The 20,322-nt window shown below is 36.8% G+C and carries 19 protein-coding genes and 1 riboswitch; all 19 genes read left to right on the forward strand.

Annotation, left to right across the window (positions count from 1 at the left end; all coding sequences use genetic code 11):
* Positions 1–23: 23 nt before the first annotated feature.
* The 19 genes from OZX59_RS07405 (at position 24) to OZX59_RS07495 (ending at position 20,292) form a co-directional block, all read left to right on the forward strand.
* Positions 24–1,748 carry an ABC transporter ATP-binding protein gene (locus OZX59_RS07405; protein ID WP_277125720.1) on the forward strand — a complete coding sequence of 575 codons (1,725 nt, stop codon included), beginning with the start codon at positions 24–26 and terminating at the stop codon, positions 1,746–1,748.
* 9 nt (positions 1,749–1,757) lie between these two features.
* Complete coding sequence (locus tag OZX59_RS07410; RefSeq protein ID WP_277125721.1) at positions 1,758–3,620, forward strand: ABC transporter ATP-binding protein; 1,863 nt, start codon at positions 1,758–1,760, stop codon at positions 3,618–3,620.
* A gap of 165 nt (positions 3,621–3,785) precedes the next feature.
* Positions 3,786–4,472: a response regulator transcription factor gene (locus tag OZX59_RS07415; protein WP_277125722.1), complete on the forward strand. Its 687-nt coding sequence runs from the start codon at positions 3,786–3,788 to the stop codon at positions 4,470–4,472.
* A gap of 4 nt (positions 4,473–4,476) precedes the next feature.
* Complete coding sequence (locus OZX59_RS07420; protein WP_277125723.1) at positions 4,477–5,628, forward strand: HAMP domain-containing sensor histidine kinase; 1,152 nt, start codon at positions 4,477–4,479, stop codon at positions 5,626–5,628.
* Between the two features lie 42 nt (positions 5,629–5,670).
* Positions 5,671–7,221, forward strand: a complete 1,551-nt coding sequence (locus tag OZX59_RS07425; protein ID WP_277125724.1) for a UDP-N-acetylmuramoyl-L-alanyl-D-glutamate--2,6-diaminopimelate ligase — start codon at positions 5,671–5,673, stop codon at positions 7,219–7,221.
* A 14-nt stretch (positions 7,222–7,235) separates the two neighbouring features.
* The gene (locus tag OZX59_RS07430) at positions 7,236–7,982 is read left to right on the forward strand and encodes an amino acid racemase (protein WP_277125725.1); all 747 of its coding nucleotides are present in this window, start codon (positions 7,236–7,238) and stop codon (positions 7,980–7,982) included.
* A 132-nt stretch (positions 7,983–8,114) separates the two neighbouring features.
* Positions 8,115–9,857 carry a LytS/YhcK type 5TM receptor domain-containing protein gene (locus tag OZX59_RS07435; protein WP_277125727.1) on the forward strand — a complete coding sequence of 581 codons (1,743 nt, stop codon included), beginning with the start codon at positions 8,115–8,117 and terminating at the stop codon, positions 9,855–9,857.
* 45 nt (positions 9,858–9,902) lie between these two features.
* Positions 9,903–10,631 carry a LytTR family transcriptional regulator DNA-binding domain-containing protein gene (locus OZX59_RS07440; RefSeq protein ID WP_277125729.1) on the forward strand — a complete coding sequence of 243 codons (729 nt, stop codon included), beginning with the start codon at positions 9,903–9,905 and terminating at the stop codon, positions 10,629–10,631.
* Between the two features lie 132 nt (positions 10,632–10,763).
* The gene (locus OZX59_RS07445) at positions 10,764–11,204 is read left to right on the forward strand and encodes a CidA/LrgA family protein (protein WP_277125731.1); all 441 of its coding nucleotides are present in this window, start codon (positions 10,764–10,766) and stop codon (positions 11,202–11,204) included.
* Positions 11,204–11,929, forward strand: coding sequence for an LrgB family protein (locus OZX59_RS07450; protein WP_277127006.1), 726 nt, complete (start codon positions 11,204–11,206; stop codon positions 11,927–11,929). The genes OZX59_RS07445 and OZX59_RS07450 overlap by 1 nt, the downstream gene beginning before the upstream one ends.
* A gap of 177 nt (positions 11,930–12,106) precedes the next feature.
* Positions 12,107–12,246: riboswitch (FMN riboswitch) on the forward strand.
* A 117-nt stretch (positions 12,247–12,363) separates the two neighbouring features.
* A complete protein-coding gene (gene ribD, locus OZX59_RS07455; RefSeq protein ID WP_277125732.1) occupies positions 12,364–13,428 on the forward strand; it encodes a bifunctional diaminohydroxyphosphoribosylaminopyrimidine deaminase/5-amino-6-(5-phosphoribosylamino)uracil reductase RibD in 1,065 nt (354 codons plus the stop codon).
* Complete coding sequence (locus OZX59_RS07460) at positions 13,413–14,012, forward strand: riboflavin synthase (protein ID WP_277125734.1); 600 nt, start codon at positions 13,413–13,415, stop codon at positions 14,010–14,012. The genes ribD and OZX59_RS07460 overlap by 16 nt, the downstream gene beginning before the upstream one ends.
* A gap of 19 nt (positions 14,013–14,031) precedes the next feature.
* Complete coding sequence (gene ribA / locus OZX59_RS07465) at positions 14,032–15,258, forward strand: GTP cyclohydrolase II (protein WP_277125735.1); 1,227 nt, start codon at positions 14,032–14,034, stop codon at positions 15,256–15,258.
* Between the two features lies 1 nt (position 15,259).
* Positions 15,260–15,733, forward strand: coding sequence for a 6,7-dimethyl-8-ribityllumazine synthase (ribH, locus tag OZX59_RS07470; RefSeq protein WP_277125737.1), 474 nt, complete (start codon positions 15,260–15,262; stop codon positions 15,731–15,733).
* 155 nt (positions 15,734–15,888) lie between these two features.
* Positions 15,889–16,884, forward strand: coding sequence for a sugar isomerase (locus OZX59_RS07475; RefSeq protein WP_277125738.1), 996 nt, complete (start codon positions 15,889–15,891; stop codon positions 16,882–16,884).
* A gap of 266 nt (positions 16,885–17,150) precedes the next feature.
* A complete protein-coding gene (locus OZX59_RS07480) occupies positions 17,151–17,621 on the forward strand; it encodes a PTS sugar transporter subunit IIB (protein WP_277125739.1) in 471 nt (156 codons plus the stop codon).
* Between the two features lie 15 nt (positions 17,622–17,636).
* Positions 17,637–18,434, forward strand: coding sequence for a PTS sugar transporter subunit IIC (locus OZX59_RS07485; RefSeq protein WP_277125740.1), 798 nt, complete (start codon positions 17,637–17,639; stop codon positions 18,432–18,434).
* 9 nt (positions 18,435–18,443) lie between these two features.
* On the forward strand, positions 18,444–19,280 hold the full coding sequence (locus tag OZX59_RS07490) for a PTS system mannose/fructose/sorbose family transporter subunit IID (RefSeq protein ID WP_277125741.1): 837 nt from the start codon (positions 18,444–18,446) through the stop codon (positions 19,278–19,280).
* A gap of 34 nt (positions 19,281–19,314) precedes the next feature.
* On the forward strand, positions 19,315–20,292 hold the full coding sequence (locus tag OZX59_RS07495; RefSeq protein WP_277125742.1) for an SIS domain-containing protein: 978 nt from the start codon (positions 19,315–19,317) through the stop codon (positions 20,290–20,292).
* Positions 20,293–20,322: the final 30 nt, after the last annotated feature.

Here is a 20,322-nt window from a genome sequence, read left to right on the forward strand (position 1 = left end):
AACTTAATAGAAAGAGGTATTTAATGGTTAACACACTGCGTAAATCAATTCGGCAGTACAAAAAACTGTCACTGCTGTCGCCATTATTTGTTACTGGTGAAGTTATCATTGAAATGTTAATACCATATTTAGTTGGTATGTTGATTGATAATGGAATTATGAAAGGTAACATGTCCTACATTATTAAATGGGGGCTAATTTTACTGGTTTTAACTGTGTTGTCACTGGTTTTGGGTGCCAGTGCCAGTTATGCTTCAGCACATGCTTCAGCTGGCTTTGCTGCTAACTTGCGTGAAGATATGTTCTACCACGTTCAAGATTATTCTTTTAAAAATATTGATCGGTTTTCTAGTTCAAGTTTAGTTACTAGAATGACAACCGATGTTAATAATATTCAAATGGCCTACCAGCTAATTATTCGGATGGCGGTTAGAGCGCCGATGATGCTAGTGGTATCGGTAGTTATGTCACTAATCATTAGCCCACGTTTGTCGCTAATCTTTGTAGTGATTGCACCAGTTTTTGCAATTTTGCTAGGCTTAATTATTAAAGCTACATATCCTTATTTTCCAAAAATCTTTCGTGGATACGATCGGATGAATCAAACTGTTCGTGAAAATATTCGTGGGATTCGTGAAGTAAAAACTTATGTACAAGAAGATTCTCAAGTAAAGAAATTTAAGAAGTCATCCAGCTTTATCTATAAACTATTTGCTACAGCACAAAAAATTATGTCGCTGAATTCATTAGTAGTTGCTGCTATTTTGAACATTTCTACCTTAGCAATTTGCTGGTTTGGTGCTAAAGAAATTGTGGGTGGTGGCTTGCAAACTGGTCAGTTAATTTCGATGTTTTCATATTCAAATTCAGTTTTAAATAGTTTGAATATTTTAGCAATGGTCTTTACGCAACTAGTTATTTCAGGTGCCAGTGGTCGCAGAATTGCTGATGTGATTAATGAAAAGCCATCAATTACCAATCCACATAAGCCGTTAGAACATGTTAATAATGGTGAAATTATCTTTGATCATGTTAACTTTAAATATAATTCTGCTGATAAAGCAATGGCTTTGAATGATATTAATTTGAATATTAAGTCTGGTGAAACGATAGGGATTATTGGTAAGACGGGGTCGTCTAAGTCCACGCTGGTTTCGATGATTCCGCGCTTATACGATGCAGTTTCAGGTGCAGTTCGGGTAGCTGGTCATAACGTAAAATCCTATGACTTAAAGGCTTTGCGTGATAATGTTGCGATGGTTTTACAAAATAATGTACTCTTTTCAGGTACGATTAAAGATAATTTGAAGTGGGGTAATGAGAACGCGACTGATGAGCAAGTCCTTGCTGCTGCCAAAGTTGCCCATGCTGATGATTTTATCCAAGAAATGCCCAATAAATATGACACGATGGTTGAGCAAGGCGGTACCAATGTTTCTGGTGGACAGAAGCAGAGGATTACGATTGCTCGAGCATTGCTGAAGAATCCTAAGATTTTAATTTTGGATGATTCTACTTCTGCCGTTGATACTCAAACTGAACGAGCAATTCGTGAGTCATTGGCTAAAGATATGCCAGATACTACCAAAATCATTATTTCGCAAAGAATTGTTTCCATCAAAGATGCTGAAAGAATTATTGTTATGGATGAAGGTAAAATCCAAGATGTTGGAACTCATGATGAATTGATGAAGCGTAATGAGCTATATAGTTCAATCGCTAAGTTCCAAGAAGAACAAAAGAAGTAGGTGAGTGATTTGGACAAAGCAATAGAAAATAAAAAGGTACAAGGCAAGGGTAAAAAAAGTGCTACTTTATTGCGCTTACTTAAGCTAACAGCCAGCACTAGTCCATGGATGCTAATTATTTCGGTCATTGCGATTGTTTTAGCTGCAGGTGCTAATGTTAAAGGGTCGCTATTTATTGAGCAATTAATCAATAATTACATTACGCCTTTGACCAAACAAGCACGACCTGATTTTGGGCCATTACTACATGCAATTATAGTAATGTTTGGTATTTATGCTATTGGCTTCATTTCTAATTATTTATTTTCAATGTTAATGTCAGTACTGGCACAAAAGGTTCAATACCGGGTGCGTAATGAAATGTTTACGCATATGGAAGAACTGCCAATTTCTTATTTCGATGAGAATGATTACGGCGATATCATGAGTCGGTATACGAATGATATTGATACATTGATGCAGATGATTTCGCAGTCAATTCCCCAATTTGTTAATTCAGGGTTAAATATTGTCTTTGTTTTGGCTGCGATGATCAGCTTAAGTTGGCAGTTGACGATTTTCACTTTAATTATTTTCATTCTTTCAATTGGCATCGTTCGTTTTCTAACGAAGCGTTCATCACACTTCTTTCAATTACAGCAAAAAGAATTGGGACAACTTAACGGTTATAATGAAGAAATGCTAAATGGACTGAAAGTAATTAAAGTTTTTAGCCATGAAAAAGAGGCAGAAGCTGAGTTTGATCAATATAATCAGGCATTAAAGCAGGCTTCTGGTCAAGCAAATACATACTCGACAATTTTGTTCCCAATTATGGGTAACATGGGTAACTTACTTTATGTCTTAATTGCCATCTTGGGTGGAGCAGTGGCAATCAATAAGATTGCACCGTTATCACTTGGTGTTATTGGTGCCTTTTTGCAATTATCCAAGCAGTTTGCAATGCCGATTGCTCAAATTTCACAACAATTGAACTCAATTGTGATGGCCTTAGCTGGTGCAGAACGGATTTTTGACTTAGAAGATCAACCAATTGAAGTTAATAATGGTGATGTCACTATTACTAAGGATGCCAATGTTAAGGGAAGCTGGCACTGGAACGTGCCACAAGCAGATGGTAGTGTTAAGCAAGTTACGGTTAAAGGACATATTGTCTTTGATGATGTAAACTTTAGTTATTCACCAGACAAGCAGATTTTATATAATATTTCGCTTAATGCTAAACCGGGGATGAAAGTTGCCTTAGTTGGCGAAACTGGTGCTGGTAAAACCACTATTTCCAATATGTTAAATCGATTTTATGAAATTGATTCGGGAACGATTACCTATGATGGCATTCCGATTAATCGCATTAAAAAGGACGATTTGCGACAATCATTATCAATTGTCTTACAGGATACTCACATGTTTACTGGTACGATTATGGAAAATATTCGTTTTGGCAATCCTGAAGCTAGCGATGATGATGTTTACCAAGCAGCACGGTTATCACATGCTGATGAATTCATTCATCATTTAGATGAGGGTTATCAAACAGTGATTGATGGTAGTGGTGGCGATTTGTCTCAAGGGCAAATGCAACTTTTGAGTATTGCTCGGGCAATGATTGCTGATGAACCAGTGATGATTTTGGACGAAGCAACTTCGAGTATTGATACCCAAACTGAAAAGTTGGTTCAAGCTGGGATGGATAATCTACTTGCCGGTCGGACAAGTTTTGTAATTGCTCACCGGCTATCAACCATTGTCAATTCCGATTTAATCTTGGTTCTTGACCATGGTCACATTATTGAAGCTGGTAATCATGATGAACTCTTAAAGCAAAAGGGTTATTATTATGAGTTATATACTGGCAAAAAAGAAATTGAATAATTAAGTAAGAGTTGAGGTAGTTCTCAGCTCTTTTTTAATAAAAGCTAAAATTACACCTTATTGTTAGCTGTTTGTAATAAAAATGATTAGAATAATATCCAGAAGTTCTGCTAGAATATTTTTAGCAGGGAAGTTGATTCGCAAATGAAGGGGAGGATTAACCCGATGAAAATCTTAGTTGTTGATGATGATAAAGAAATTGTTGAACTATTAAGTATCTATTTAAAAAATGAAGGTTACACACCGGTTGTGGCATACAGCGGTAAAGAAGCAATTACTAAATTGACTACTACTTCCGATATTGCACTGATGATCTTGGATGTGATGATGCCTAATATGAGCGGCATTGACGTAATTAAAGAAGTTCGACGTGATTCTGATATTCCGATTATTATTGTTTCGGCCAAGACTGACGATATGGATAAAATTCAAGGTTTGATTACTGGCGCAGATGATTATGTTTCTAAGCCATTTAATCCTTTAGAAGTTATGGCAAGAGTGCGGTCTTTATTGCGTCGTAGTCAAAAGCAGGTCAAGGATGAAGCACCCGATGTTTTGGAAATTGGGCCTTTAGCAATTAATCGTGATTCACACGAAGTTAAGACTATTGAAGGCAATGATATTCAATTAACTGCTTTAGAATTTGGAATCTTGTATTTGCTTGCTAGTCACCCTAACCGTGTATTTTCTGCAGATGAAATTTTTGAACGAGTTTGGCAGCAAGAATCAATTGTTTCTGCAAAAACGGTTATGGTCCATGTTTCGCATTTGCGTGATAAGATTCAAAAGGCAACTGGCGGTGAAGACGTCATCCAGACCGTTTGGGGTGTTGGCTATAAAATTGAGGCCTAACTAAATGAAAAAAGAGCGAGTCAAATTAACTGCGGCAGAAAAAAGTGAATTGCTTGCTGAAGCAGTGATTACGATTGTCTTGTTGTTGCTACTTAATTTATCAGTAATCATTTTAATTAATTTGACTATTTTACAAAATAAAAATTTAATTAATGGGATCTATTTCTTGAAAAAAACCATTACTTTTGGCGGACATCATTTATGGTCTTGGCAAAATATTTCAATAGTAGTTATGGGCATAGGCGATTTTATCGTTTTGTATTGGCGCCTAATTCGGCGATATCACCAAATGCAGTTGCGCCATGTGATTTCTGAATTACACTATATTGCTAAAGGGCATTTTGACCATTATATTTCTTTTAAAGTTAAAACCGATTTACAAAAAGTGATTGATTCGATTAATTCGTTGGTTAAAAGTACAGTTAATGCCATTAATGAAGAAAAAGCTATTGAAAAATCTAAAGATGAGCTAATTAGCAATGTGTCACATGACCTGCGGACGCCGTTGACGTCAATTATTGGCTATCTTGGTCTATTAAAAAATGGAGTTGCTGATCCTGCCGATCAGCAAAAGTATTTAAATATTGCGTATATGAAGGCTGAGCAAATGAAGTCTTTGGCGCATGATCTATTAGAATACACAACTCTGAAATCTGACAATATTAAGCTTAATTTATCATCACTGCATATTTTTTCGATGCTAGAACAAGTTGAGGCTGGTTTTGAATTGGAGGCACAGGAAAAGGGAATTAAGTTTAATATTGAAGCACGGCCGCTGGATTTAACTATCAAGGCTGATCCGGAAAAGCTGGTACGCATTTATAATAATTTAATTACCAATGCACTAAAATACGGAACGGGTGCGACACAGATTAATTTAATTGCTAATTTAGTTAATAGTGATGAAGTTGAATTGCGAGTAGAAAATAACGGTGCCCAGATACCTAAGGACTCATTGAAAAAAATCTTTGAACGTTTTTATCGGGTAGAGTCATCGCGCAATATGGCAACTGGTGGTACAGGACTAGGTTTATCAATTACAAAAAGTGTGGTGGATTTACACGGAGGTACAATCAGGTGTGAGTCAGATAAGCAATGGACTAGATTTATTATTCGCTTACCCTTAGATCCGAAGAAAGCCCGCATTGCTGACTAGCTGTGGTATAATTTGATAAGACAAAAAACAGAGAGGCATAGAATGAGTATTTCCCTAAATACCTGTATTTTAATTTTAAAAGAACATCATTTGTTAAAATCAAGTGCTGTTCAAGACACGGTTGCCACGAAGATGGAATATGTTTCATACGATTCACGTGACATTAAGACGAATACCTTGTTTTTCTGCAAGGGGGCAGGTTTTCGTCCGACTTATTTATCAATGGCTAAAGATAATGGTGCTAATTGTTATGTAGCACAGCAGCCTTATCCTGAAGGTAAAGGAATGCATGCATTGATTGTGCGTGACGTTTCTAAAGCAATGGCACTTTTGTCAGCAGCATTTTTTCAATTTCCACAAGATGATTTGTTTGTGGTGGGAATTACAGGCACTAAAGGTAAAACCACGACAGCTTACTTTTTAAAAGGAATGCTAGATCAGGTTAATGGCGGTAAAACTGCACTAATTTCTTCAGTCAATGATGTAGTAGGACAGCGCCCAGAGGATACTTTTAAGTCTAGCTTAACGACACCAGAGTCACTTGATTTATTCCGTGATATGCGTAATGCTGTTGATAATGGCATGACACATTTAGTGATGGAAGTGTCCAGCCAAGCTTATAAGAAAAATCGAGTCTTTGGTTTGACCTATGATCTTGGGTTATTTTTAAATATTACACCTGATCACATTGGTCCAAATGAGCATCCAGACTTTGCAGATTATTTGCATTGTAAATTGCAATTGTTAGTTAATGCACGTAAGTGTATTATTAACGCGCAAAGTGATCATTTTGCTGAAATCTATGCGGCAGCAACAACGACAACGGATCCTGATAGTATTTACCTATTTGCTAATGAAAAGTTTACTGGTTCGTCTTTAAAGCAACCGATTGATTTTAGGTATGCCTCTCAAGAAAGTGATCTGGCACAGACGCGGTTTGTAGTAACTGCTGGTAGTGAAAAGGCGAAGAATATTTCTACTACTGGTAACTATCAGTTGCAGATGTTAGGCGACTTTAACGAGTCAAATGGTACTGCAGCAATTATGGCTGCAGGGTTAGCAGGTGTTGATTATGAATCAGCGGCTAAAGGAATTCGTAATGTAACGGTTCCCGGCAGAATGCAAACGCAAACCACTAAGCATCATGGCACGATTGTAGTTGACTATGCACATAACAAGGCTTCGATGATGGCCCTAATGGGTTTCATGCAGCGTGAGTTTAATAATCCTAAAATTATCGTGGTAGTTGGAGCACCTGGCAACAAAGGAGTTTCTAGAAGACCAGGCTTTAGTGAAAGTATTAACGCTTATGCTAGTCAAGCATTTTTAACTGCTGACGATCCAGGATTTGAGGATCCGTTAGCGATTGCTCAAGAGATTGATGCTGGAATTGACCATGAAAAAGTGGCAGTAACGATTGAGCTTGACCGTACTAAAGCAATTAATGAAGCTATTAAGAGTGCCGGGCCAACTGATGTGGTTTTAATCTGCGGTAAAGGTGCTGATGGTTTTCAGAAAATTCGCGGTGTTGATACACCTTATCCATCAGATATTACAGTGGCACAAGAAGCAATTACAAAACTAGAAGGTTAATAAAAGTAAGTAAAATGAAGCATTTCTTTAGTATTATTGGTGGAATGGGCTCGATTGCAACGGAAAGTTTTGTTCACGAACTTAATAGGCGTGTCCGAATTAGTAAGGATCAGGATTATTTAAATTATAGCTTAGTTAATGATGCTCAAATTCCTGATCGAACCGCTTATATTAAGGATCATACGCAGCCCAATCCGCTGGTTGATTTGCGCAGTGATGTCTTAGCACAAGCAAAATTAAAGCCTGATTTTTTTGTGATGCCATGTAATACAGCGCATTACTTTTATGATAATTTGGCGAGCTTAACTGAAATTCCATTCTTACACATGATGCGGATTGCTGTGCATAAATTTGTGGAAAAGTATCCTCAAGAAACTAAAATTGGTCTGATTGCTACAGAAGGTTCAATTTATGATCATTTGTATGCTGATGAATTACAGAAAGTTGGTCGCAAAGCAGAGTTAGGCGGTTCTGAAATCCAACCTTTAGTGACTGAGTTGATTTATACTAATATTAAAGAACAAGGACAAGTTGATGCTGAACTGTTCCATCATATTTTGCAGTTAATGCATGATAAATATGGTTGTAATGTCATCTTACTCGGCTGTACTGAGCTGTCGTTAGCACAAGCTAAGGCTCCAGATCATCCTTATGAGGTAATCGATCCTCAGGCAATTATGGCTGATGTGGCGATTGAGTTATCATTGAAAATTCGCAAGGGGCTTGATCCGAAAACTGTAATTCAAAAATATTTGTATTAAGTAGTCTTAGTTGACTGCTTTTTTTATTTATCTTTTTTAAAACTGGTAAATAGTATCTTATAAATAAAGGCTATTGAACCACTTTTGTGCCATAATTGATTAAGAGCGATTATTTAATGTGGGTATGAGTTTATGTTTAATTTATTTGTGTTATTGACAGAACGATTGGGTATTATAATGTTATTGGCCTTTATCCTGGTCAATATGCATTTTTTTCGTAATTTACTTGAAAAAAGGACGTTAAAATCACAAGTTTGGTTAACTATTATTTTCAGTTTGTTCGTTATTATGGCTAACCTGACGGGGGTAGAAATTTCTAGTTCAAAAGAAGTAGTTACGCCACTAATTATTACAGGGTTGCCGCAATCTGATTCGATAGCTAATACTAGAATTTTGGTGATTACTACAGCTGGGATAACTGGTGGACCATACGTTGGGATGCTTGTTGGTTTAGTTGGTGGACTGCACCGGGTGGTCTTTGGCGGTTTTTCAGATTACTTTTATATTATTAGCTCAGTATTAATTGGCTATTTTGTTGGCGCCTGCGGTGATAAAGTTAAGGGCAGTAAATTGTATCCATCAACTATTTGGGTAGCTATTTTAGCATTTGTGGCTGAACTAATTCAGATGGCTTTCATTTTTGCCTTTCATGGCTTAGGACTAATTAAGCTGATCTTTATGCCTATGGTTTTGCTAAATACGATTGGCTCGACATTATTCATAGAGATTTTAAAGACATACCTGTCTAATGAACGACAGTTAAAGGCAGTTCAGACCAAAGATGTGCTTGAATTAACTAATAAGACACTGCCATATTTTCGTAATGGTCTAGATGTGAACTCTGCTACCCATGTTTGTCAGATTATTAAGAAGTATACCAATTTTGATGCAGTGGGATTAACTGATCGCGTAAATGTGTTAGCACATGTTGGTGCTGGCGAGGATCACCATATTAGTGGCGAACCAGTATTAACTGATTTGTCTAAAACGGTGATTGCTACAGGTAAGGAAAAACTGGCTTATTCTAAGGCAGAAATTGGTTGTCCTAAAGTTGATTGTCCGTTAGAATCTGCAGTTGTTTTTCCTTTGCGAGTTAATAATGAAACGATTGGCGCTTTGAAACTTTATTTTTGTGCTGGTAGGCACATGACGGTGGTTGAAGAAAACTTAGTACGTGGTCTGGCGATGATTTTTTCAGGTCAAATGGCAATTGGAATTGCTCAAGAACAGACTAGTTTACTTAATGAAGCAGAAATTAAGGCTTTGCAAGTGCAAATTAATCCGCATTTTTTCTTTAATGCAATTAATACCATTGGGGCACTGATGCGAGTTGATGTTGAAAAGGCACATCAAGCTCTAATGCAATTGAGTGTTTTCTTCAGGTCAAGCTTACAAAGCGGCCAAGAAAAAGAGGTAACTTTGGCTCAAGAAAAGCGTCATGTTAATGCTTATATGAGTATTGAAAAAATCCGTTTCCCTGATAAATTTACTCTTGATTATCGGGTTAGCGTTCCCGAAAATACTCTGTTACCATCATTTTGTTTACAAATTTTTGTTGAAAATGCAGTCCGTCATGCCTTCAAGGGACGTAAAACAGATAATTGGATTACAGTTGAACTTAAGCAGCTTAATGATAACCAATTATCCATTAGGGTTAGTGATAATGGTAACGGAATTGATCCAGCAATTTTAAAAAAACTTGGTAAAAAACCAGTCACTGAGTCTAAAGGCAGCGGTACTGCGTTGTATAATTTGAATAAGCGATTGCAGGGCCTCTATGGGACTAGCAGTCAATTGCAAATTAGCACTAGTCCAGCAGGAACAACTTTCAAAACGGTTATTCCTATTAAATATGAAGTCCACAAGCAGTCTTAGTGTTAGACAAAGCTAACTGAGAAATTTACGAAAGGGGTTTTTACAATGAATATTTTATTGGTCGATGATGAGCCATTAGCCAGAACTGAGCTAAAATATTTAATTGAAAAAAGTGCTGTTTTAGCAACTGAATCATTGGCTATATATCAAGCAGAGGATTTAAAAGAAGCTCAGAGTCAGCTTTTGAAAAATAAAATTGATTTAATCTTCTTAGATATTTCTCTTAATGAAGAAAACGGCTTTGAATTAACGAACGAACTTAAGCAATTAAATTATTCACCAATTATTATCTTTTCTACTGCTTATGACGAATATGCGGTCAAAGCCTTTGATGTAGGCGCATTGGACTATGTTTTAAAACCGTTTGAACAAGAGCGAATTGACCAAGCTCTGACTAAGGTAAAGAAAGTTTTATCGCAAGAAGTACCTGCTGCAAGTTCAATTAATGATTTATTAACGATTGAACTAGATGATCGTAATGTCGTGATCAAGTTGTCTGATATCGTGTCAGCAACTATCAGTGATGGTGTTTTGACAGTTTCGACTGCCAAAAAGCAGTACCAAACTCGTAAAACTTTGTCTTGGCTAAAACAGCGGTTGCCTAAGCCTAAATTTATGCAAGTTCACCGAAATACGTTGGTAAATCTTGAGGAAGTAAAAGAAGTACAGCCTTGGTTTAATCATACGTTGTTGCTAGTTATGGATAATGGTGAAAAAGTTCAGGTGGGTCGTTCTTATCGTGCCGATCTAAGTAAGCAACTTGGAATGGGATAGAAATTCGGCATTGCTATTGGGTAGTTAAGCCATTAAATTTTGCATTTAAACAAAAAATCGCTTTCAGATTCTTACTTTAGGTATATCTTAATCATTGAAATAAAGATAAGTTAGAGAAAGGAAATGAGTGTAATGAAAGAGAAAAAGCCAGAAACTAAATCAGCGCCAATTCTGTTTCAAATGTTGGTTTATGCCACAATTTTATTTGTATCACAGTTGATATCAGAAATGATGCCCAAGTCATTCCCAGTACCAACACCTGTAATTGGATTAGTTTTGCTTTATGTATTGTTGACAACACATGTAGTTAAAATTGAATGGGTTGATTCCTTTGGTAGTGCCTTAATCTCGTTGATTAGTTTTATGTTTGTTCCTTCGGGAATCTCTTTGGCTGCTAACTTGGATATCATGAAATCGCAAGGTGTTCAGTTAGTCTTGGTAGTGTTGCTAGCAACCATTATTTTATTGGTGGTAACTGCCTACACAACTCGAATCTTGGTTTGGCTTAAAAAGAGAATCACATCTGGACATCATTCGGTAGCTCATAATGTTAAGACTGGAGGCAGTAAATGATGGCTTATTTAAGTAATCCTTTATTTGGTGTATTCCTATCATTATTTATCTTTTTGATTGGTCAGTGGCTTTTCAAAAAGTCACATGGTTTTTTCTTATTCCAACCTCTGTTTGTTGCTATGGTCTTAGGAATTGCCATTTTGGTAGTTTTAGGCAAAGTATTTGATGTTTCAACAACTCAGGTCTACACTCAAGCCTACAAACCAGGTGGAGATATCATCTTCTGGTTTATTACACCAGCAACAATTGCGTTTGCTGTTCCTTTATACAAGCGTAATGATGTTATCAAGAAAAATTGGGGGATCATTTTAACTAGCTTGGTAATCAGTACTTTTGTTTCCTTAATCTTGATTACCTTTATTTCTAAGGCAGCAGGATTAAATGAAGTTGGTGTTAGATCGATGCTTAGTCAATCGGCAACAACTGCGATTGCCATGCCACTGACAACAGCAATTGGCGGTAACGCATCAATTACTGCAATGGCATGTATTCTAAATGCCGTAATGATTTATGCACTAGGCAAGCAGATGGTTAAGTGGTTTAAACTTGATACAGATCCGATGGGAACTGGATTAGGTTTAGGAGCTGCAGGACATACTGTTGGTTCAGCTTTCGCCCTAGAGATGGGTTCTGTACAAGGTGCGATGGCTGCAGTAGCAGTAGTTGCAACTGGATTGGTTGATAACTTATTAGTTCCAGCTTTTGCCCATTTGCTTGGTTTGTAGAATCAAATTTGGTAAAAATTATTATTTAAATTTATAGCTATGTTTACTTACAATAAAACGTGTGTAGCCCTGTGACTCACACGTTTTTATTTTGGATAAAATTAGTTTTAATTAATGAATTTAACTAGCTTTCTATTGACGTAGGGGTATCTGTATATTATGCTTAAGATAATTAAAGAATTTCTTCGGGGTAAGGTGTAATTCCATACCGACGGTAACAATTAATGCTTAATTGAAGTCCGTGACCCACTATCATGGTGGTGGAACTAGTGCAAGTCTGGTACCGACAGTTAAAGTCTGGATGGGAGAAGAAAATAAAAACTAGTATTTAACTTGCAATTCAAGAATAAGCTTGGTTAAGAGCTAATGATAGTTGATTATGAAGACCTCGTTGATTAAGATCAGCGAGGCTTTTTGTTGAGGAAGTGAAATTAATGCAGGATAAGGATTATCTGCAACTTGCAGCCCAAGAAGCATTAAAGGCGCGGGCAATGACTTGGACGAATCCTTTAGTGGGAGCAGTTATTGTTAAAGATGGTCAAGTCTTAGCTACTGGGTATCATCATCAGTATGGGCAAGTTCACGCTGAAGTTAACGCATTGGCTCACTTGGCTAAACCCGAATTAGCTGATGGTGCTACACTTTATGTTACTTTGGAACCTTGTAGTCATTATGGTAAGCAGCCACCTTGTTGTGAAAAAGTGGCTGAAGCAGGAATCAAACGCGTAGTTATTGGACAACTTGATCCACATAAAATAGTTGCTGGTAAAGGGATAAAGTTTCTACAAGAGCATGGCATCACAACTGAAGTCATTGGTGGTACGGAGTATTTGAATGAGGCCTATAACTTCTTTTATCAACAACAAAGGCCACTAGTTACCCTCAAATATGCGATGTCTCTTGATGGTAAGCTTAATGCAGCGGGTAATAAGCGAACCTTGTTAACTGGCGATGCTGCCCAACTCGATGTCCAAAAATTACGTTGTCAGAATCAAGCTATTTTAATAGGTGCTAATACTTTAAGAATTGATGACCCACAACTAACAGTGAGAATTAAGTGTTTGTCAATCCCACCTATTAGAATAATCTTGACTAAAGATGCTAATCGGATAGACTTCACTCAGGAATTATTTAATCAGCCAGGTGAAATTTGGCTGTTAAGTGAACAAGAATTGCAGAAAGAACTGCCAGTTGCAGTTAAAATTTTTACGCAAGCTAAATGGACTCCAACTAAAATTGTTAAATTACTTGCAAAATATGAGATTCAATCCCTGTTAGTTGAAGGTGGTAGTCAGGTTCAAGCAGAGTTTATAGCAGCAGATTTAGTCGATCAAATAATAGCTTATATAGCACCTAAGGTCTTAGGCGGGACTGCTTTGCCAGTCGCAGTAGGACAAGAGTTGGGAGCGACTTCATCACAATATGAACTAATTGATGTAAAGACCTTAGAGCAAGATGTGCGCATTAGCGCAAGGAGAAAACAATGTTTACCGGAATAATTCAAGCAACGGGTAAGATCACTCGTTTGGAAATAACTGAAAAGCATGCTAAGTTAGCAATTGCTGCTCCTAAATTAGCCCAAGAAAATTTGCCGCTTGGTGCCAGCATTGCAGTTAATGGAATTTGTTTAACCGTAACTGATTGGACTAATGATGAGTTTACTGTTGATGTGATGCCAGAAACGATGAAGCGAACTAACCTGGGCAATTTGCAAGTAGCTAGTGTGGTTAACTTAGAGCCATCACTGGCTTTAGGAGCAACCTTAGATGGTCATATTGTGGCAGGTCATGTTGATACCACGGCAGAATTAACTGCTAGAGTTGAAACAGAAAATTCGATTGAATTACGATTTAAAGTACCACAACAATATGATTCATATATTGTAGAAAAAGGCTCAATCGCGATTGATGGTATAAGCTTAACGGTCACCATGGCACAAAATGCCGAATTTGGTGTGAGCCTGATTCCATTTACCATTGCTAATACGACTTTAGCTGGTTACAAATTAGGTGACCATGTCAATATTGAAACGGATATGATTGGCCGTTATGTGGTAAAACAGTGTCAAGCTTGGAACAAATAAGTTATAGTGAGGAAATAAAATGACAGATCAATTAAATGAAAAAATGCGTAAAATCCTTGATCACATGAGAAATGGTGGTTTAGTAATTGTGGCTGATTCACCACAACGTGAATCTGAAGGCGATATGATTGGCCTAGCTGAAAAAGCAACACCTGAGATGGTTAATACCATGATTACCAAAGCTCGTGGTTTGTTATGTGTCCCAATGAGTAAGGAATATGCCGATCGCCAGCATATTAGCCCAATTGAAACTGGATCAAATGATGAATTTGGGACAGCTTTTACGTTAAGTGTTGATGCTACAACGACCACTACTGGTATTTCTGCATACGATCGTGCTAAGACAATTAAAAAATTAGCTGATCCCAACAGTACTTGGGATGATTTTTATCATCCTGGCCATGTTTTTCCATTAGTTGCTAAAGAAGGCGGCGTATTGGAACGAACTGGTCACACCGAGGCAGCACTGGATTTGGCTCGCCTTGCAGGAGTAGCACCAGTTGGATTTATTTGTGAATGTATCAAAAAAGACGGTACAATGGCTCGGCGCAAAGACTTAAAGGCTTTAGCAGAAGGTATGGGATTACCGTACTTGACTATTGAAGAATTAATTGAATATCGCAAGCGTCAAGAAGATGAAGACTTAAAGGTTGAATCAATTACCAAAGTTGATTTTCCAACTAAGCATGGTCATTTTGAACTTGAGGGTTTTGAAAATGAGAAACAACCTGAAAAAGAACCAACTTTATTAATCAGTAAGGGTGATATTAAACCAGATGAACCATTATTATTGCGGCTGCATAGTGAGTGTTTGACTGGGGATGTCTTTGGGTCTAAACGGTGTGATTGTGGTGCTCAATTAGCAGAATCGCTAGATAAGATTGAAGCTAATGGTTCAGGTGCTGTTTTGTATTTGCGCCAAGAGGGGCGCGGTATTGGCTTAGCTAATAAATTGCGTGCTTACAAATTACAAGATGAGGGTGCAAATACTGTTGAGGCTAATCAAAAGCTTGGTTTTCCGGTTGATGCTCGTCGCTATAACTTAGCTGCCAAAATTTTGCGCCAAAAAGGAATTTCTGAAGTCCGGCTCATGACTAATAATCCTGATAAGGTTGCTCAGCTAGAGGCCTATGGCATTAAAGTGGTCGAGCGGGTACCGATGGAAGTTGGTTTAACTAAAGAAAATGAAAAATATTTAGCAACTAAAAAACATCAAATGAATCATATTTTGAATGAGGTAGATTAACATGAAAGAAATTACAGGTAATATTGCGGCAGGACAAGATAAGAGAATTGGTATAGTCGTTGCACAGTTTAATAGTGTTGTAACGGATCGCTTGCTTAGCGGAGCTGTTGGACAATTAAAAAAGTCAGGAGTATCAGATGACAATCTTACAGTGATTCATGTTCCTGGCGCTTTTGAATTGGCCAGAACGGTTAATTGCTTGGCCAAAAGCGGTAAGGTCGATGGGATAATTGCTTTAGGTGCAGTTATTCGCGGTGAAACCTCGCACTTTGATTATGTCTGCCAAGGCACTACCAGTCAGCTAGCAGCTGCTTCAGCAACCGGTCCAGTACCAGTGATGTTTGGCTTGTTAACTACAGATACTGTCGCTCAAGCAACGGATCGTGCAGGTGGCAAGGGTGGCAACAAAGGTGCTGATTGTGCCACAGATATTTTAGAAGTTTTAAATATCGAAGATCAAATCGACGAATTATAAATTTGGCATTCAAAAAGGCTCAATTCTTTGTAAGAAGGATTGAGCCTTTTTTGTGTAAAAGATATGAATCTTTTTTAAAAAGTTCTTTACTTTATAATTAAAGCGCTTTATTATAATAGATGTATTAACACGTTTTGTTTTAATAGGAGAAATATATGAAAATTCAAGAAGAAGTTAAGCAAACTGTTAAAGCAGCTATTGCAAAAGTTAATTCAAAAGGAACATTAAAACAAGTTTTATGGGTAGGTGCTGGAGGCTCATTTGGTGGCTTCTACGGTGCTAATTATTTTATGCAGCAGGAATCCCAAGCTGTTTTTTCAAGTATGTTCACGAGTGGTGAATTTATTTATGCAGCACCTAAAAATCTTGATCAGAATACTTTAGTGGTTTTGTGTTCAATGCGTGGAACGTATGAAACAGTCGAAGCAGCTAAAGTGGCTCGTGACCATGGCGCAACTACAATTGCTTTGTATGTTGATAAATCGGAGTTGGTAGAAGTTGCAGATTTTAAGATCAAGTATGAAAGTTTGGCACTTGATGAAAGTAGATTAGAACGCGTAAATGCAAGTATTGGATTAGATATAGCAATGAACTTGGTTAACGAAGTCGAAGGTTATCAAGATTATGCTGATGCAATGCAAGCCTTTGATGTTCTAGATCCGATGTATCGTAAAGCTGTTGACTATACAACTCCTCTTGCTAAAGAATGGGCTGATTTAAATAAAACTGAAAAAACTATCTATGTAATCGCTAGTGGCCCCACAATGGGTGCTGCTTATGTCTTTTCGATTTGTAACCTAGAAGAAATGTTGCAATTGAATTCACCGACCATTCATAGTTATGAATATTTCAACGGGCCGTTTGAAGTTACTGATAAGAATAAATCAATTTTTCAATTATTAGCGACTGGAAAAACTAGACCAGAGGATGAGCGAGCTCTTAAATTTGAGCAAAGATTTGGTGGTAAAAAATTATATGTTTTAGATGGTAAAGAAATTGGTTTAGATGATTTGAAAGAAAGCATTTCGCCGTATTTTAATCACTCGCTTTTCTCTTCGATTCTTAACAATGTTTATATGCGCCAATTATCTTATGCAACTAATGAAAGCTTTGAAACACGTAGATATATGTGGAAAGAAACCTATAGATAATAAAGATATTTTTAATAAAGCTTCGCTAAAATTAATTAATATCACAGAAAGTGTTTACAAATTATATATTTTGTAATAATATGATGGTATACGTGTTAATACGTCATAAAAAGTAAAGATTTTATTGGGGTATCTTTAACGGGTATCGAATAATGATTCCAAAAATAAAAGCTTGATAAAAGGCTTATCTAGTACTTTTATTGGTGAGAAAGGAGTCTTTATTAGTCAAAAGTAAATTCTAAAATTCAAGATGAGGTGAATATATTATGATAAAGCTGATTAGGGTCGATCATCGATTACTTCATGGACAGGTAATCTTTTCATGGTCAAAGTTTGCTAGCATAGAACGAATTATTGTGATTGATACAGCAACCGCAAATGATGATTTTAAGAAGATGTCTTTAAAACTGGCTAAACCAGAAGATATCAAATTGAATGTTTTCAGTGTTGATGCAGCAATAGCTAAAATGGAACAAATTAAGGCACTTAAAGATAACGTTATGCTTATCTTTGCACAAGTTTCGGAGCTAGCTAAATTTATTGAGTCTTATGGATATGTAGATGAAATCAATTATGGTGGTATACCAGATCGTCCCAATGCGAAACGTTACAGTAATGCCGTGTTCTTAACACCAGAAGAAGTTGATCTAACTAAAAAAATGTGTGATCAAGGCATCGATATCGTAATGCAGCAAGTTCCATCATCTGGAAAGGAATTTTTAAATAAAATTCTCTAAAAGGAGGGATTTGTTATGTTCTGGAAAGCATTTGTTGTCGCCTTGATAGGTGTATTTGCAATGTTTGATTCAAGGCTACTTGGACGTGAAAATTTTGAGCAGCCATTAGTTGTTAGTACTTTAGTTGGATTAGCATTAGGAGACGTATCTAAAGGTTTATTAGTTGGAGCCACTTTGCAGCTGGTAACGATGGGGGTAGTTCAAGTTGGTGCTGCAGTTCCTCCAGATTGGGTTTTAGGTTCTGTAGTTGCTTCAGCATTTGCAATTTTGTCACATACGAGAGCTCAAGTGGCACTAACAGTGGCATTACCTGTTGCAGTTTTAGGTCAATTAGTAGCTATTGTAGTTAGAATGTTGTTTTCTTCATTTAATGGTTTGGTGAATAGAGCGATTGATCAGGGGAAATTTCGCAAAGCTAGGAATTACCATATTGTCTATGGTCCAATTATTTATGGATTGTTATACTTTATTCCCGTATTCTTTGCTATTTATCTGGGAACTGACATAGTTACTAGCCTTGTCCATATGATTCCAGCTTGGTTAACAGATGGGTTGACCTTAGCAAGTAAGATTTTGCCAGCATATGGGTTTGCATTACTGATGTCAACGATGATTACTAAGAAAAATGCAGTTTACTTATTTATAGGATTCTTTATTGCAGCCTATGGTAACTTATCTGTCATTGGTGTTGCTATCTTTGCAGTTTTATTAGCAATCGTTCTTAACAAATTTATGGGTAATGATAATTCGGCAAATCCAGAAGCTGCTACGGCTGAAAAAGCCGATGATCTAGATGATTTAGAAGAATTATAGGAGGAAATTATGACTGAAGAAAAACAAACTAATAAAAAATTGCGTCATAAGTTTTGGCAATTCTTCTGGCGGTCATGGGCAATTCAAACTTCTTGGAATTATGAAGCACAAATGAATATGGGATTCATGTACGGAATGGCACCAACGATTGATGAAATCTATGGTAAAGAGCCAGCAACTCCTGAAAAATTGGACAAGAAAAAAGAAGCATATCATCGCCACATGGCTTTCTTTAACTGTACCCCGCAGTTAACGTCATTTGTTTTGGGATTATCTTCTGCGATGGAAGAAGAATATGCCGCAAATCCAGATACATTTGATCCGGATTCAATTAATGGTGTTAAAACTTCATTAATGGGACCTTTGTCTGGTATTGGTGACTCACTTTTCCAAGGAACGATTAAGATTGTTGCCTTTGGATTGGGTATCGATATGGCTCACCAAGGTAATATTTTTGGTCCGATCCTAGCTATGTTGATTTCAATTGTTCCGTCAGCCCTTGTTACTTATTGGGGTGGCAAGTGGGGCTACCTTGAAGGAAAAAAGAATATTCAAAAGTTAATTAGTAACGGTACAATTAATCGGATCATGTCGTTAATGAATGTCATTGGATTAATGGTCATTGGGGCAATGATTGCTACCATGATTGGGATTACAACGCCTGTTAAATTTGGCAAATCTTTTGTATTGCAAAAGACATTAGATTCGATTTTTCCACAGATGTTGCCATTAGCATTTACGATGGTAATGTTTTACCTAATTAAAAAGAAGGTAAATACTGGTTGGATTATGGCGATTTGTATTTTAGGTGGTATTTTATTAAGTGTTTTAGGTATCTTTAAATAGTTTATTACTAAGTATTTATAGGAGATTTTAAATTATGGATTTTGAAAAAGTTAGAACAATTGTTAAGGATATAGAGAAGAATCAACCCAAAATTGATCGGGTTCTCTTTGTAGGTTGTGGTGCCTCAATGGCGGATCTTTATCCAGGTTATTATTTTATCTCTCATGAAAGTGAAAACTTGTTGACATCAATTCATACGGCAAATGAATTTAATTATGATACACCTAAAGGTATTGGTGAACATACTGTAGTTATTACTGCATCATTGGGTGGTACAACCCCTGAATCAGTAGCCGCAACTAAGAAGGCCAGAGAATTAGGTGCACATGTAGTATCACTTTCTAATAGTGAAGAATCACCAATTATTAAGGAAACTCAATATAAGATTATTCATGGATTCCACAAGAATTATGCCGAAAAAGTAGAAAAGATGTCATATTGTTTAGCTTTGGCAATTGAAATTGTTAAAGAATTTGAAGGATATGATTATTACGATGAAGCAGTTAAAGCCTTTGATGGTATGCCAGATTTGATTGAAAATGCAGTTAAATCTGTTGGTCCTGCAGCTAAAGAATTTGCTGAAAAATATAAGGATGAAAAAACTATTTACGTTTTAAGTAGTGGTGCTACCTTTGGTGCAGCCTATTCAACTGCCTCATTCCTATTTATGGAAATGCAATGGATTGCTGCTCCTACAATTAATACTGGTGAATATTTCCATGGTCCATTTGAACTAACAGAAACTGATGCACCATACTTACTATTTATGAACGATGGCAGTACACGTCACCTTGACGCTAGAGCATTGACTTTCATGCAAAGATTTGACGCTAAAATTACTAATATCGATGCTAAAGACTATGGTCTAAACGAGATTGCTAGTGAAAATGTCATTGACTACTTCAATCCAATGATTTTGACAGGTGTAATGCGGGTATATGCTGAGGAATTAGCCATTGCAAGAAAGCACCCATTGACTAAGCGTCGCTACATGTGGAAGTTAACTTATTAATTTAGTAGGTTCAAATATAACTAAGTAAAA

Origin of the sequence: Lactobacillus sp. ESL0681 (assembly GCF_029392835.1) — a bacterium.
In the GTDB taxonomy this organism is placed as follows: domain Bacteria; phylum Bacillota; class Bacilli; order Lactobacillales; family Lactobacillaceae; genus Lactobacillus.